This is a genomic window from Photorhabdus sp. RM323S (assembly GCF_042879375.1).
In the GTDB taxonomy this organism is placed as follows: domain Bacteria; phylum Pseudomonadota; class Gammaproteobacteria; order Enterobacterales; family Enterobacteriaceae; genus Photorhabdus; species Photorhabdus tasmaniensis.
Map to the genome: position 1 here is coordinate 20,693 of NZ_JBHFKZ010000056.1, position 14,914 is coordinate 35,606.

Below are 14,914 nucleotides of genomic sequence, written 5' to 3' on the forward strand. Positions count from 1 at the left end.
AATGACATATCAGAATATCATTCTATTACTAATCATAAACAACTCTGTTTACAATATTTTCTAAATGCTTTTAAAATATCGGTAATAATACTGTAAAATGAAATATTATCTTAGCGGCATTTAATACATAAAAAAACGGGTCAGACGCAATACCAGGGCAATAATCATCATAACAAAGTACAACTATCGTTCACTTGAGTACCGGTTATAAGCTGAGAGACATTGATCATTACCCGCCTGCAACCACAGGCGAGCAATATCCCTAATTCTTCTATAAAAGTATCTCGTATTATTACTGCTTTTTACCGTTAATATAGACAGAGCCCACGGCACCAGTTGCTCCGACAATTCCATCTTTACCCGATACCCCATTTGGGCCAGTGCTACCACTGGGAGAACCACTACCACCATAACCGCCAATGCCTCTAGAACCAGCATAACCTTTAGCGCCACCATAACCGCTTACGGACTTAGCGCTAATGGTTGGAGTGCCACTAGTATAGTTAAAATAGATATTACCCCCATTTCCTCCTTTACCGCCATTTCCCCCATCGCCTCCATTTCCTCCACGCCCCCCATTTCCTCCCCTTCCAGCACTACAATAATTAGTAGAGTGTCCCCCATTACCGCCATTTCCTCCTATTCCGCCATCACCTCCATTACCGCCATCACCCCCATTACCCCCTATCGTTGCTAAGTTCACTGAGCCGGTAATGTGATTAACGTTAAGATTAATATCGTATGCATTACTACCATTTCCACCATTGCTTCCGACACCACCATCTATACCGTTAGAGCCGTTAGTACCTGCTGTTGCTCCCGTTGCACAGGAGTTTTTATTATCCTGTCCCGCGTTACCATTACTGCCACTCTTCCCATCATATCCATTATTCCCATTACCGCCATTACTCCCATTACCTCCCTGATTAATGATATTGCATGGCTCGTCATCTGAATCTGAAATGCCAACCTTTGTTATTATATTCGTTTGAACAGTACCATTAGTGCGATAAATAATTTGTCCACCAGGCTCAATAGTTATCTGCTCATAAACCAATACAACAGGTTCACCGTGACCATCTTGACTTTGAACGATCAATGGATTATTTGCAGCAACAGTAATACTATTACCACTGTATAGCGCCACGTTCATCGGAAAACGTTTAGCATTAATAATGTTTTCATAATCTTTGACCAAAGCAGAATTACCATAAATATAGGCACGAAAAGCTTTGCACAAATCAATATGACTACTCGGGACATTTGCCAGCCGTTCGGCAGAAAACGGTTCAGGTAATGGATGATGTGGTTCCATTTTTCCAGGACCATAATTGCTGTCAGGTACTCCACCTAACTTCTTCAGTTCTTGTATAGTCTGTACGGTAAAAAATGCAGGTGGAACAGTGGCTATTTTCGGATCGTCGGAAAATATGACCGATCCGTCAAAATCCGCAGTCTTCAATTGTTTTGGTTGCCGCTCTATACCCATCAGACAATAATGTTCACGCAATTCAGCCAAAGTTTCAGCAACAATCTTTACTTTATTCATAAGAAATCTCCTAAATATAAATTTGTCGTTTTAGAATCATCCTTCCGTTATATAACTCCCCGCGATATTTTACTCTCATAAAACCCCTTTAAATCCAGAATATTAATCATTCAATGATATATTTATCTCCGTTTAGAGAAAAGGCTTATAGGAAAAGATAATTTATTGCCTATCGTTGTTCATAATATGTATTTTCACTCTCATCTTATCTTCTTGCGTAATTATTTTATTAATTATTTAAATTTAAATCCTATGCAATTAAATATTCCCAGCACATGAAAATAAGATAATTATATTTTTAATTAAATTAAAACCAAATATCATCAGCATAACGCGGTGCAGCCATTACCAACGGCTGCACATAAGATTATCAATACTCAAGCACTTGTTGTTTCTGTGGCGCTTTCAGTAAACGCCAGGCGATCAATACCACGACGCCGGTCAATACCGCTGTCATCCAGCTCATCATATGAATAGCGCTGGTGAAGGATCCTGCTGCCGCAGTCATCAATTGTTGCCCTTCCGCCTCGGCTAATGAGTTCGCTACAACGTAAGCACCAGCCAGAGTTTCTAATGCCAACCCAGTCTGTTCGTGAGAGATCCCATCCGGCAATTGCAAAGTGACACGATAGAAAGCGGTCACCAATCCACCGATAATTGTCGTGCCAAGTACAACACCCACTTCATAAGCGGTTTCGCTTATTGACGATGCGGCCCCAGCTTTAGATGACGGCACTGACGAAAGCACCAGATCGTTAGACACCGACGCAATTGCGCCTACACCAACATTTAATAATGCGAACGCAACCACCAGTGTGGTCAAATCGCTGCCGAAACTGGCTACCAAAAGAAATGCAATGCCCGCAAAAGCAAGCAGCATTGGCACAAGGTAATAAGCCGGTATCCGTTGAGCAACAGGCACTATCGCCATGCCAATGATAATCGCCATTATTTGTCCGGGAACCAGCGCTAAACTGGCTGAAATCGGCTTCATACCCAATACGATTTGCAAGACCTGAGTGGCAAAAAAGACAAAGCCAACCAGTAGGGCCAGACTCAATAAGTTGACCATAATCGAACCAGTGAACATACCATTGCGGAATAGTGAGAGATCCATTAACGGCACAGGCAGACGCCGCTGCCGACGAACAAACAACACACCAGCAACCAAACCAATAGACAATTCCACTATTACACTTATTTCAAACCCATCACTGGCAAGGTGTTTAATCGCGTAAACAATCCCAACCATGGCGATGATCGATAATACAACGCTATACACATCGATAATGCCATCCTGTTTTTTATCGGACTCTGGCAATAACATCGGTCCGAAGATCAACAATGGCACTAATACTGGTACTGCCAATAGAAAAATGGAATTCCAGTCAAAGAATTGCAGCAGAACACCACCAATAACAGGCCCCAACGCCGAACCGACAGTTAATGTTGTCGCCCAGATAGCAACAGCTAACCGACGCTGTTCACGATCCTCAAAAAGAGTGCTGATTAAAGCCAAAGTTGAAGGCATCAACATCGCACCAAAAAACCCAAGTACGGCTCGCCCTCCAATTAATTGTCCGGGTGACGTTGACAGCGCGGTTAACACCGAAATAACCGTGAATCCCAAAGATCCAAATAACAGCAATGAACGATGACCGACACGATCACCAATACTCCCCATTGATACCAGCAAACCCGCCAACACCAGTGAATAAGCATCAATTACCCATAATTGCTGACTTGCACTGGGGCCCAGAGCTTCAGCAATTTTGGGTAAAGCAAAGCTTAAGATCGTATTGTCCACCGTCACCAACAATACCGGCAACATCAATATCAGCAATCCCAGCCAATTTCTGAGTCCTGCCCGCCCATTAGCCTCAGCAACTCTATTTAATGACATCCCCTCAACTCCTTTCCTATTATCATTCAAGCGTTGAAAAAATATGCTGGCAATCAGCAGCACTAATATTGAGCTGTTCCCCCAGTTGTTGTGCAATGTGTCTGAGGTTATTGCCAAATTCAGTTTGATCGCCAGCCTGCACTATTGAATCTAACTGTTGTATGGCATACAGCAGCTCCTGACGCGGTTCAGCCGCCATCGGGTTTTCATATTGAACGTCCCAGTACACTTCCATTGGATTGCGTAAAATCCTTGATAATAACGCCAGCATGGTGCGCATTGGCGGCGGTGCAACAGTCGCCAGAGTGTGAATATCCAATGGGCTTTTCGCCAGCACCAGGCCAAAAATCAATATCGCGGCATGGGGTAAAGCCTGACAAAACGCCATCATCCGATCATGTTCCTCCGGCGTCATTCTACTGATGCGCATACCGGCCTGCGTCAATACCAACTCAATCCAATGCGGGTTAACATGACAGTTATCAAGAATGACTGCAACTGGCCTTTTTTGCTCCGACAAGGATGGCGAGAACATCGGGTTAACACCCATGAAAGGCTGCCCAGGGGCGGCAGCTCTTAAAGCGGAATGGAAAGGCGCCTGAACCGAACAGGTTGATACTATCTGTACATCATCACCAACCGCCGATAGCACCCAAGGCAGAGCCTGTATTGCAACCGCTTCCGGTAAGGCAAAGACGACCGCCTTCGCCTCAGTAAAAATCGCCTCAGAAACCGCTGCGGGATTTAAGATATCCAGTTGGCAGCAGAGAGAATGCTCTCCCTGCGCCCGTTGGTCAACACGGTATACTGTGCAACCACTTTGGGTAAAAAGGCGCGCCAATAAAGAACCAATAGCACCTTGCCCACCAAGAATGACGATTTTACGGTTACTCACACTTCCTCCGCTATATGACTAAAACTGAAATAGGGCACACTGGCCTTCACCAATGTTTCTTCAAATTCATCATAAGGATCGGAGTGAGCGACAATGGCACCACCAATGCCGAACTCGGCACATTCTTGATGTAACACCGCTGTTCGGATAACAATGCTCAACTCTGCTTCACCACTGAAAGATAGCCATCCAAGCGCACCAGAATAGACACCGCGTGCCGATGATTCCAAAGAGTCAATGATCTCCATTGTGCGTTTCTTTGGCGCGCCAGTCATTGATCCTCCCGGGAAACATGCCCGGATGGCTTCCATTGATGAAGTGCCTTCACGTAATTCACCGCGTATTGTCGAAACCAATTGATGCACAGAAGAGAAACTCTCAACTTTAAACAATTCAGGGACATGAACACTGCCAGGACGACACACCTGATTAAGATCGTGGCGCACTAAGTCCACTATCATCAGGTTCTCAGCTCTATCTTTGGCTGACTGACTCAATTCCGCCTGAAAATGCTGATCATCAGCTGCCGTCCTTCCTCGTGGACGGGTCCCCTTAATCGGTCTGGATTCAATACCTCTGGCCTCATCAATGCGTAAAAACGTTTCCGGCGATGCACTCAGTACGGAAAAATCCCCACATGCCAGATAAGCGCCGTAAGGCACGGGGCTGGCATGACGCATTCGTCGGTAAGCATCCAATGGCCGTCCTGAATAAGCCATCTTTGCTCTATTCGTCAGACAGATTTCATAAGATTCGCCATCAGTGATGTATTGAAGTGATTTATGGATCCCATCCATATACTTCTGCGCCCCATATTCCAAACGAATTTTGTTCTGATCGACAGCGCCAGGAATAAAGTCAGGTATCACTCCACCGGTATTTTTTGCAATGGTCACTACAGGTTCCGACGGCCAATTTTGTGGCTGGCCTACTGGCGTGATAAGACATTCATAAAGTTTATCCTGCTGGTGATCGAAGACAAAAAAATGCGGAGTAAAGATTAAACTGGCATCAGGATGTTCTGAATGATATTTGCTGCTACCAATTGTCAACGCCTTTAATTCATATCCTAAATAACCAACAAAGCCACCTTTGAAGACAAATGGCATCTGTTTTGGTGCGGAAATTTTCACCCGTTCAAGCAGTTCAGACATCAATGAGAAAAAATCACCCTGAACAATCCTTTCACCATCAGGGCCGGTCAAACGCAAACTCTCCGTCTGTACACGATATTCAAGCCTGACTGCACCCTGTTCATTGCCACTTCCCATGATTGAAAAGCGGGCATTGGGCCTGTCCGAATTTTCACTATCCAGCCAGAAAGAGTGAGTATCATTGCCATAATATTGAATGAACAGAGATTCAGGATCGATAATGCCCTGACATTCACGGTAATTCAGATTGAGATGTTGCTTTCCACCCACCGCCAGATAAGCTTCATGGGCAGAAATATACTTATTCTGAGCGGTAATATCCTGCCCGTTATGCTCTTTAGACGTCTTTGCTATGCGAACAAAATTACTCAGTAATTCACGCCCATATTCAGAATCAATCGACTCAGGATGAAATTGAACACCCCAAATCGGTTTTTGGGTGTGCTCAATGGCCATAATTAAGCCATCATCAGTCCAGGCGGTACATTTAAGATTGTCAGGCAACCGGGTACAGACTAGCGAGTGATACCTGACCACTTCAAATTGCTCAGGCAAACCGAGAAATAATCCTTCCCCGGTATTCCTGATGCGACTGCGATAACCATGTACCGGATTAGGCGCATGTTCTACAAAACCACCAAATGCCAGGCTAATGCCCTGATGACCAAGGCAAATACCCAATAGTGGAATTTCGGCGCGGGCAATGACTTCAGCACAGACACCAAAATCGCTATTTTCAGCCGGATGCCCTGGCCCTGGAGAAAGCACGACAGCATCATAATTGTCTATCGCCAACTCTTCATAAGTCAGAGAATTGGTGACGACAGATGGCACACTGCCGGTCACTTCATACAGATATTGAGCAATGTTTTGTGTAAAAGAATCATAATTATCAATCAGCAGTATTTTCATTATTCTTTTTTTTCTCGCGTAACAACCGATCAATCAATTCTTCTTCTTGACGACAGGTTTCTTCGATAACTAATTGGAATATTAACGCAGTATATTCAGGCCGTAGCCCAAAATCCGTTGATTTATCCTTCAACATATCCAATAACGAAGTAATACGTTGTGGCTGCATCATCGGAATATCCCATTTTGCTTTTATCTCAGCGATTTTCATACAGATCTGCATACGCTCAGAAAGCAGCGACAAAATCTGCATATTAATAACATCCAGAGACTCCCTGTAAGGTTGTAATATGTCCTGCTTATTTATTATTGATTGAGTCATAGAGTTGTGCTTCATCACGAATTCATTGTGTCACTTGTACCTGTGGAGCAATGGCCTGTGGTTTAGCCCAATTCAGCCCTTTTTCCCGTATTTTGAATAAAGTATTCACTAATTGCCTGATTTCACTCTCCTTATGCTCACTGGAGAACGCAAAACGCAACATGGCGTTACCATCTGGAACCAGCGGATAAAATACCGGGAACAATAAGATGCCGTTGTCACGCAGCAGGCGTGCAGCTTCAAGCCCTTCAACTTCATTTTCGAATAACGCCCCACGAACAGGAGATTGCACACCGGCATTCATCAGGCTATTACCCGTCAGGGAATCAAACAGATTGACATTCTTCCAGAGTTGTTCCTGCCGTATTTCTATTTCAAGGCTAAGATGAAGTTTTGCTGCTGCAACGTTAGCGGCCAACATCGGCACCATAATTGAGTGACCAAAAACCAGAGGATTAGCCAGAGTACTAATCACTTCAATATCATCGGCACCTGCAACAACCACAAAACCACCCGCACCACCAAATGCTTTGGATAGTGAACCTGCCAGTATGAGGTTGGATGGTAAAACATGGTCAAGTGCGGCAAAGGCATAACCCGCACCATTGCGCCCTACAATGGAAATGCCATGAGCATCATCGACATAGACATAGCCTCCGGCAGCCGCCAATTTTCGGGTTAATTCTGCAACCGGAATCAAACCATTCATTGAGCCAATACCATCAATTAGCAGGACAGGGGTACGCTGATTCTCGCCACAGTTCTGCAAAGCTTGCTGCACCGACTGTTCATCAGCACTATCGACCCGCGATACTGGCCCGAACTGTTCGAGAATACCGCGTAATACCTGCATAGATGCATGAGCCGTTTTATCCATCAACCAATGTACTGGCCGGGTAAGTGGATAGTTAGGTAAAGAACCACTGCCCAATAACGGCAATACACCCAGGTGAACGTTACTGGTGGAAGTGAAAACAGCAACGGAGCCGCCTTGATAAATTTCTTCCAGCAGTTCCTCCAGTTGCCTCAAATATTGTGGGCGCATTGCACCACGGGACGATGACAAATGTATCCCTGTCCGAGCCATTGCCTGATTTGCGGCCTCAATTAACGCGGGATGATGTTCTAATCCCAAATAAGAGCAGGAAACAAACTCCGTAAAAACCTTGCCTTCTTCTGTTGTAATTTGCTTACCGTGACGTTCTACAACCGTGAAACTGGTCAGTCCTTCATCAATAGCTTGCGCTAAAGCGCCGGTTGTCCGTGACCTGCGAATCGTCATCCAATCCTGCTTCTGTTTTACATCCATTATCTAGACTCCTGCTGTCTGAGTTCAAATGAGCTGACAACCGACAGTGATTACCGAACTGCCTGTTGTGTCAGAAATATCTTTATCAATAATTGTCCGGACTAAAGAAAAACCGGCGTCTGAAAATAGTGTTCTGACGCTCTCCTCCTGGCTTTCACCATGTTCGATAACCAACCAGCCATTTGATTGCAGTAGCTGTCTGGCTTGTTTGATAATCAACCGCGTTAAGTCGAGCCCATCATCTCCCGAATACACCGAAACATAAGGATGATGTTCCTCCCACTCCGGTAATATTGTCTGCTGTTCTGGAACGTAAGGTGGATTAGCGACAATTAACGCTACCGAGCCGTTAAATTGAGAAAATGCTTGCCAATCACGTAAATCGGCTTTTAATGCCTCCGCTTTAACTGCCCAGCCAGCCAACCGGGAGATATTGCGTGTCAGGTATTGAAAAGCGATGTCATCATATTCAACACAAGTGACCTTTAAATCCGGGCGACGTTTAGCAATGGCTAAACCGATAGCACCACTCCCCGAACATAAATCCAGAACCCCTGATCCCTGGGGTACTTCATGTTCATTCTCCAGCCATTTATGGATAATCTGACTATGAGGACGCGGAATAAAGACCCCCGTACCGACCACCAAAGGCAGTTCATCAAAATCCGCAATGCCGACAATATGCCCAAGAGGGATCCGATTACAGCGCTCATGAACCGCAAGCATAAATTCATCACGGGCGCGATCCTTACAGCGCCTTTCCAGATAACGATCAGCCAGACAGGTAAGATCGGTTTCCACATCCCAAACACCTGCCTCTACCAGTAATTCCCTGGCCTTATCAATAGCCGCCTGATCTTTCAACAAAGAGTTCATGACCATGCCTCATAGTAGCTACGTAACCGTTCACGCATGGATTCATAAATATAAGAGAAAGCAACCAGTTCTGGCGGTGGCGTGAACTGAGGATGAAGCGATTCGATCACATCCTGATAATTGCGTGTCATGCCTTCATTCAGTAGCGGCAACCAATAAGGTTTGATATCCCAGCGATACTCGTAACCTGTGGCAAGCATTTGCTGGACGGTTTCTTTAGCCATCACTTCACGGGAGAAACCGACTAACGGAGGGCGAACCGGATTGAAGGAATCCAGGTTAATTTGCGTATTTTCTATTCCGGTCAACGCATTAGCAACATAATCTGCCAGTAACGGTGACTGATGTAAGCCATCACGGTAAGTCCCGGTAGCCAGCCAAAGGCCATTCACACCACATTCACCAATTAACGGAAACCCATCCGCCGGGATTGGTCTGTTACCGACCTGAATTGAAAGAATATCAGCATCATGCAAGTTAATATCCAACTGATCTAACGCACAATCCAGCAGAAACTGCACATCTGAAATCAATGCCTGACTGCGTGGTTTTTCAGCCAGAATATTTGTTGCACCGAGATATAGAACACCATCACCCCGTGGTACACAATGCAACCCACAAGCAAATGCCCGGTTAGGAGTACGAATGACCGACGTCGGCAATGCTCTGCCTTTTGGCATCTTGACCAGAATGGATACCCCGTAACCGGCAAATATCGGCGGGATTTGCCGGACAACAGAAGGGATATTTGATAACAGATCCAACGAGTGCGCACCGGCAGCAACCACCACCTTATCCGCCATTAAACGCTCGCCACTTAGCAATTCGACACCAATGGCTAAACCGTCTTCAATCAGCACACTCTTAACATTCTCATCTTTGAGGACGCCACCTTCCGCAACCAATGCAGCATCCAGCTTTTCCAGCAGTAAATGCGAATCCAGGGCATGTTCGTCAGGAATATATAAAGCACGAAGCGGACGCACCAGATCATTAGGCTTTAACCACTCAATTTCACGTGGATCAACGGTTTCATAAGGAGCCGCATATTCGTTCAGGGTTTGTTCGATAGCGTCATAATTGACACTGTCAATCTCTTCCATCCCGGCGGTATTCAGTATCACATGAGTCCCTTTAGCGGTGAACAGAGATCGCGTATCACCAGAAGAGTCAGCTAACCGCTGCGCCCAGGCAGGCCAAAGCGCTTTAGAAATACAATCCATATTCAATTTCAACTTACCGTGCTCACTCGCTAATAAGCCACTGGTAATTTCGCCAAAACAGCCATTCATCGCCCCTGCGGCTTTGGAAGCGGCATTAGTTCGATCAGTACTTCCAACCCGACAAACTGAAAGATTTCTGCTTGCCAGCTCATAGGAGATTGAACCTGCAATTGCCCCTGAACCCACGACAATAAAGTCGTATTTCATTTATTACTCCTGTATGGCCTATGGCCAATTTATTTTAAATATTTTGTCAACAACGACGGATAAATAATTATTATCCTCTTGCAGTGAGGATATTTTTACTGTTTTACATCAATTGTAAAAAAAATAGCCTTGTGTTCATCAGTAATTAAAGTGATGAATCACACTCAGATTTATGCTGAATTTAAAATCAAACATGCGATAACAAATTATCACTATTAGAAATGGCTTCAATTTATTATCAAATAAATACAATCACCCATGAAATTAATAAAATAAAAAACAAAACAAAAACAGCGAGTTAAATAATGACAAAAGATACTATTTATATTTAAAAGTAATAATAACAAAAGATATTATTAGATTGGCAATAACATTTGCTAATCAGGAGAGAACAATAGTCATCAAATACAAAACTGTCAAATAAATTTACTCTTATATTATAAATAAAAAAACTATATAAATATTTTCAATACAAAATAAAAACAGTTTATATTTGAATTGTTACGGGGAACAATATTATAAATACCTTTTATTCTTCAAAAAAAGAACAAAAAATCTCAAGAAAAGTGATTTTTAAATTTATATTCGACATCAATTTTCACCAAAATATATAAGATAGAGACAAACGTTATTATACCGAAATTGACTATTATGGGTAGTAACTGGATAGTTGAGATAATCGCTAATTTTTCAGATTATCCTGTGACTGGTTTCTCTTTTATTTTTTCACATTGAAGATATCGTTTTCTAGCCTCAAAAACGGAGGTTTTTTGTACTATTGCCGGTGCGATTTTCATTTATAATTAACTTGGGTTTGCTGCACTGTCAGTTGTAGTTAATTTGGGGATAAATGCAGTTCGATCCGGTTTTAAACGCAGATTGTTACACCTAGTGGCGGGGACAGTGACCGGATAGCTTTGATAACCGCCAATCAAATCATAGGAGTATTCATGAGTAAAAGAAGTGATATAGAGAGAGGAAGGTTGGTTTATACCGAAAAGTCGGGATGGATAGATGTCGGTCATGCTAAGGGAGATGATGCCAGAAAGCTCATGGCTGCTATAAACTCAGGGGATGATACTAAGGGGTCTTATTTTACTATTAGATATACACAATATATGGGGTTAGGGTTGAAATATGGAACGTCTAAAATGACAAGGTGGAGAGTAAGGCGAGGGTTGTCTTTACATGATAAGCGGAGAGTTGCACTGACTATTATGATGTATACAAGCCATTTATTTGAAGCTCATCAGGACTCCTTTCCTTTTAACTGGTACACAGATAGTGGATATAGTGGTGAAGATTTGGTTTCTAACTTACTTGGTTTTTATCAGGCTATAAATCAAATAGACTATTTACCTCGGCTTAACCCTGTAAGTAAAAGTGACGCATTAAAGCGGTGGGACTACTATGGCCCTATAGGTAAATATAAAAATAAAATGTTCAAGCCTTTGTTGTTCCCTGATCCTGAAAAATACCCTAATAACGCCAGGCCTTATTATTCGTCTTTGCCAGAATTTCTGAACACTATATCCCCTATAACTGATATAGATAGAAATCAAATACTAATACATATTAAAGATATAACTTGATATAACATAGGTGTAGAAAGAAATGTTGGCATTGAAATTGAATAATTTTATAAAGAGAACATTTATTATATTGGTTTGTTTGGGCGTTATTTCAATTGCCCCTATTTTATTTGTGAATGTTAATTTGTCATATACGAAAAATGATTTTATTAAATATAACATATTCACTTTTGATGAAATTAAAGGAATGCCATTTATTTCAAGTGATTATATTATTTACTACGACTCACCAGATGGAACAAAACCAATGATTAACGAAGTTGTATTTTTTAATGTCAATCCAAATCGTAAAATAGAAATAATAAACTATATTGAAAATACAGGGTTCCTAAAAAATGAGGATAATTATTGGAATAAAGGGAATGTTGTCATAAAGATAGAACAAAATGATACAGAGCACACCATTTTGTTTTCAGTAGAGAAAAATTAATAAATATTATTTGGCGGTTTTACATAATAAGTGCAACATAATTACTCTGCGAGTAAATATGTTCGTATTCTATTAAATTATTTATTTACTGATTTTATTATTCCTGTTTTTTATAAATGATTATTTAACTGGCTGATAAAAATTCATTCCCCGATTGAAAACGTTATTAAAGTTGGTTACTTTTTTAAAATATACTGTCTGATTAACCGATTAATATTCTTACTCATATTTTTTTACGGAGTATATAAGCATTAATAAAGCCAGTGCTTTTTATCATTGATTTATTTCTAACTTTCTTTTAATGGTTAATGGACTTCGATTAAACTTAATTGACGTCATTTTGAAAAGTTGTACTTATAGTTAAATCCGTCTTTTATATAAAAGTTTTAATATCTCTGTTTTCGTGCTTTTACGTAGTTATGGTAGATTAGGTAAATGTAAAATAAATAAAGAATAACATCGTTGATAAATACATTAAACATGATAGGGAATAAGCCGTTTTTAGTTACTCTGTATCTTTTCAAAATCTGGCATTAATGGATACCTATTTTTTATCCTCAGTTAACGAATCATCGAAAAAAACAGCTTACCGATCGACATCTATTTAAATGATGTTTAAATAAATCGGTAAACTCATTTAATAATGGGTATTTAAGCGTTAATAGATCACGAAAATAGCTTGGAAAAATAACGATATGAACTGATTTTAGCGTTAAATCACATTAAAGCATAAAAAGAGGCATGATTTAAATCAAACCGCAGAAAAGCAATGCGATTGGACGGGCTAAAATAGTGTAAAACAAGTTTAAACCGGCGCATTTAATGCATCGTGTTTTTGCATAAAAAAATGCAACATAATAACGTTTGAAATAATCCAGTTCGTATTCGGTTAAATCATGTGTTTTCGGGTTTTCTATGAAAGATTATTTAACTGGTTTGTGAGAAATTTTACTCCCCGGTTGAAAACATTATTAAAGTCGATTCATTTTGGAAAATAGGTTGTGATTAACCGATTAATATTCTTATTTATCCTTCTTTACCGGTTGTATAAGCATTAATAAAGCCAATTCTTTTTCTCATTTTTACTGATAGGTTTATGATGGGCAGGTTTTAAACCGTTATTATAAAGCCATTTTTTAACCTCTGGGTTTAATCGGTATAATAAGGTTTTAACCGTTGTTTTTACTGCTTTTAACACTTGCTTTTTATTAAGTTTAATCATCATGGTATTTTACATTTAATCAACGTTAATCATACTCGCTTTATCTTTATTAACGCTGTTTTACTGGCAATTCTGAGCTGTTTTTATAAGTCTTTTATCTTCATAAATCAATCCGTAAATAGCTTGGTAGTATAAAGACACCTCTTTTTTTTACGGAAAACATTCTTTTTCTTGCTGATTTATTTTAAGTTTTCTGTTAATGATTAATGTCATTTAAAAAACTGTACTTATAGTTAAATCCTCCTTTTCAAAATCTGGCATTAATGGATACCTGTTTTTTTATCCTCAGTTAACTAATCACCGAAAAGAAAACGCTTGCCGATCGCTAAAAAAGGGAAAACAAGTAAAAAGAGAAAATGCATCATGTTAAAAAAATGACAAATCTGTAAAGTGATTCTCATTTCGAGTATTGTAGTGATATTACTCAATGGATCCCAAATAGGATGTATCCAGTCAATCAGTTATAACGACACCTGTTCTATATCGAATAGTTTTACTGCTTAAATTTTCATTGAGTTGTTGAATGTTTTCTCCGGTGTTATTGCCGCTAATTTAGCGACCAAAATACCCAAGGTTAAATGGCCTGAGTCCAGTGGAGTTCCAGACTCAGGTATCATTAGTTGCTTAGTGTAACCTGTCCAACTTTATGGGGCAGTTCACAAGGGCAAGCGCTTTTTTTAACGTAACCAAAATGGTGGATCGTCTGGGCTTAAAGCATCGTATTCTTCAAGGGGGCGATTAATCTCATCAATGTAATATGGTGTATCAGTAAAACCAATTCTTACAGGGATATATTCATTAAGCTCTTGATAATAAACTTCAGTGCATTCTAACGCTTCAGAAAATGCACTAAAAAGCCTTTTAAAAACAACTGATAGAGACTCTCCATTCAGATTTAATTTCGTATTATTTACATTCACTCCTAACGACATCCAATCAATATCTTTAGCTGATATCTGTGAAAATGACCTTTCTATGCTATCAAGCTCTTTTTTGACATTTGATAGTTCCTCATATTTCAAAGAACGTCGATAGAGATTTTCTGTAACCCGAGGATATTTACTCCCTTTATTATGATGTTCCAATAACGTTACCACTGAATTGAAAAATCCATTTATATCAGATGTAGGACCTATTTCAGCTAATGTCATAGCAGCATGTATACCAACATTTTTCATTCTGTTTTAAACCTAATGAATGATGAATTTATAGCACCATTTGATTTCTGCACTATACCTTGAACTATTTGCATTTTTTGCTTGGCAGTTATTGCTTGCCCCCTAACATCAATAACTATCCGTTGTTCCATTCCTGCTGGAA

Annotated in this window: 12 protein-coding genes; 2 read left to right on the plus strand and 10 right to left on the minus strand. The window is 40.8% G+C overall.

The window, feature by feature from the left end:
- Positions 1-292 precede the first annotated feature (292 nt).
- From ACGF7G_RS18455 to ACGF7G_RS18490, 8 genes are all read right to left on the minus strand, one after another.
- Positions 293-1,549, minus strand: a complete 1,257-nt coding sequence (locus ACGF7G_RS18455; protein WP_387467434.1) for a hypothetical protein — start codon at positions 1,547-1,549, stop codon at positions 293-295.
- A gap of 370 nt (positions 1,550-1,919) precedes the next feature.
- Positions 1,920-3,452: an MFS transporter gene (locus ACGF7G_RS18460; RefSeq protein ID WP_133815205.1), complete on the minus strand. Its 1,533-nt coding sequence runs from the start codon at positions 3,450-3,452 to the stop codon at positions 1,920-1,922.
- A gap of 22 nt (positions 3,453-3,474) precedes the next feature.
- A complete protein-coding gene (locus tag ACGF7G_RS18465; RefSeq protein WP_387467436.1) occupies positions 3,475-4,347 on the minus strand; it encodes a prephenate dehydrogenase dimerization domain-containing protein in 873 nt (290 codons plus the stop codon).
- Complete coding sequence (gene pabB, locus ACGF7G_RS18470; RefSeq protein ID WP_387467438.1) at positions 4,344-6,413, minus strand: aminodeoxychorismate synthase component I; 2,070 nt, start codon at positions 6,411-6,413, stop codon at positions 4,344-4,346. Before pabB ends, ACGF7G_RS18465 begins: the two co-directional genes overlap by 4 nt.
- Entirely contained in the window at positions 6,394-6,750 is a 357-nt protein-coding gene (locus ACGF7G_RS18475; RefSeq protein WP_387467440.1) for a chorismate mutase, read from the minus strand. The genes pabB and ACGF7G_RS18475 overlap by 20 nt, the downstream gene beginning before the upstream one ends.
- A 7-nt stretch (positions 6,751-6,757) precedes the next feature.
- A complete protein-coding gene (locus ACGF7G_RS18480) occupies positions 6,758-8,044 on the minus strand; it encodes an aminotransferase class I/II-fold pyridoxal phosphate-dependent enzyme (RefSeq protein ID WP_387467442.1) in 1,287 nt (428 codons plus the stop codon).
- A 24-nt stretch (positions 8,045-8,068) separates the two neighbouring features.
- On the minus strand, positions 8,069-8,920 hold the full coding sequence (locus ACGF7G_RS18485; RefSeq protein WP_387467444.1) for a HemK/PrmC family methyltransferase: 852 nt from the start codon (positions 8,918-8,920) through the stop codon (positions 8,069-8,071).
- The gene (locus ACGF7G_RS18490; protein ID WP_387467446.1) at positions 8,917-10,350 is read right to left on the minus strand and encodes an NAD(P)/FAD-dependent oxidoreductase; all 1,434 of its coding nucleotides are present in this window, start codon (positions 10,348-10,350) and stop codon (positions 8,917-8,919) included. Before ACGF7G_RS18490 ends, ACGF7G_RS18485 begins: the two co-directional genes overlap by 4 nt.
- Positions 10,351-11,300: 950 nt before the next feature.
- On the opposite strand from ACGF7G_RS18490, the gene ACGF7G_RS18495 reads away from it, so the two are divergent.
- Both ACGF7G_RS18495 and ACGF7G_RS18500 read left to right on the plus strand, forming a co-directional pair.
- Complete coding sequence (locus ACGF7G_RS18495) at positions 11,301-11,942, plus strand: hypothetical protein (protein WP_387467447.1); 642 nt, start codon at positions 11,301-11,303, stop codon at positions 11,940-11,942.
- Between the two features lie 22 nt (positions 11,943-11,964).
- Entirely contained in the window at positions 11,965-12,372 is a 408-nt protein-coding gene (locus ACGF7G_RS18500) for a hypothetical protein (RefSeq protein WP_387467449.1), read from the plus strand.
- Between the two features lie 1,054 nt (positions 12,373-13,426).
- Here the strand turns inward: ACGF7G_RS18500 and ACGF7G_RS18505 are convergent.
- Positions 13,427-13,597: a hypothetical protein gene (locus ACGF7G_RS18505; protein ID WP_387467451.1), complete on the minus strand. Its 171-nt coding sequence runs from the start codon at positions 13,595-13,597 to the stop codon at positions 13,427-13,429.
- Between the two features lie 674 nt (positions 13,598-14,271).
- Positions 14,272-14,772, minus strand: a complete 501-nt coding sequence (locus ACGF7G_RS18510; protein WP_387467452.1) for an Imm70 family immunity protein — start codon at positions 14,770-14,772, stop codon at positions 14,272-14,274.
- Positions 14,773-14,914 lie beyond the last annotated feature (142 nt).

Bases quoted from the DNA above. Each gene is read 5' to 3' on its own strand.
- ACGF7G_RS18455 (WP_387467434.1), bottom strand. From the start codon at position 1,549: ATGAATAAAGTAAAGATTGTTGCTGAAACTTTGGCTGAATTGCGTGAA.
- ACGF7G_RS18460 (WP_133815205.1), bottom strand. From the start codon at position 3,452: ATGTCATTAAATAGAGTTGCTGAGGCTAATGGGCGGGCAGGACTCAGA.
- pabB (WP_387467438.1), bottom strand. From the start codon at position 6,413: ATGAAAATACTGCTGATTGATAATTATGATTCTTTTACACAAAACATT.
- ACGF7G_RS18475 (WP_387467440.1), bottom strand. From the start codon at position 6,750: ATGAAGCACAACTCTATGACTCAATCAATAATAAATAAGCAGGACATA.
- ACGF7G_RS18480 (WP_387467442.1), bottom strand. From the start codon at position 8,044: ATGGATGTAAAACAGAAGCAGGATTGGATGACGATTCGCAGGTCACGG.
- ACGF7G_RS18485 (WP_387467444.1), bottom strand. From the start codon at position 8,920: ATGAACTCTTTGTTGAAAGATCAGGCGGCTATTGATAAGGCCAGGGAA.
- ACGF7G_RS18490 (WP_387467446.1), bottom strand. From the start codon at position 10,350: ATGAAATACGACTTTATTGTCGTGGGTTCAGGGGCAATTGCAGGTTCA.
- ACGF7G_RS18495 (WP_387467447.1), top strand. From the start codon at position 11,301: ATGAGTAAAAGAAGTGATATAGAGAGAGGAAGGTTGGTTTATACCGAA.
- ACGF7G_RS18500 (WP_387467449.1), top strand. From the start codon at position 11,965: ATGTTGGCATTGAAATTGAATAATTTTATAAAGAGAACATTTATTATA.
- ACGF7G_RS18505 (WP_387467451.1), bottom strand. From the start codon at position 13,597: ATGATGATTAAACTTAATAAAAAGCAAGTGTTAAAAGCAGTAAAAACA.
- ACGF7G_RS18510 (WP_387467452.1), bottom strand. From the start codon at position 14,772: ATGAAAAATGTTGGTATACATGCTGCTATGACATTAGCTGAAATAGGT.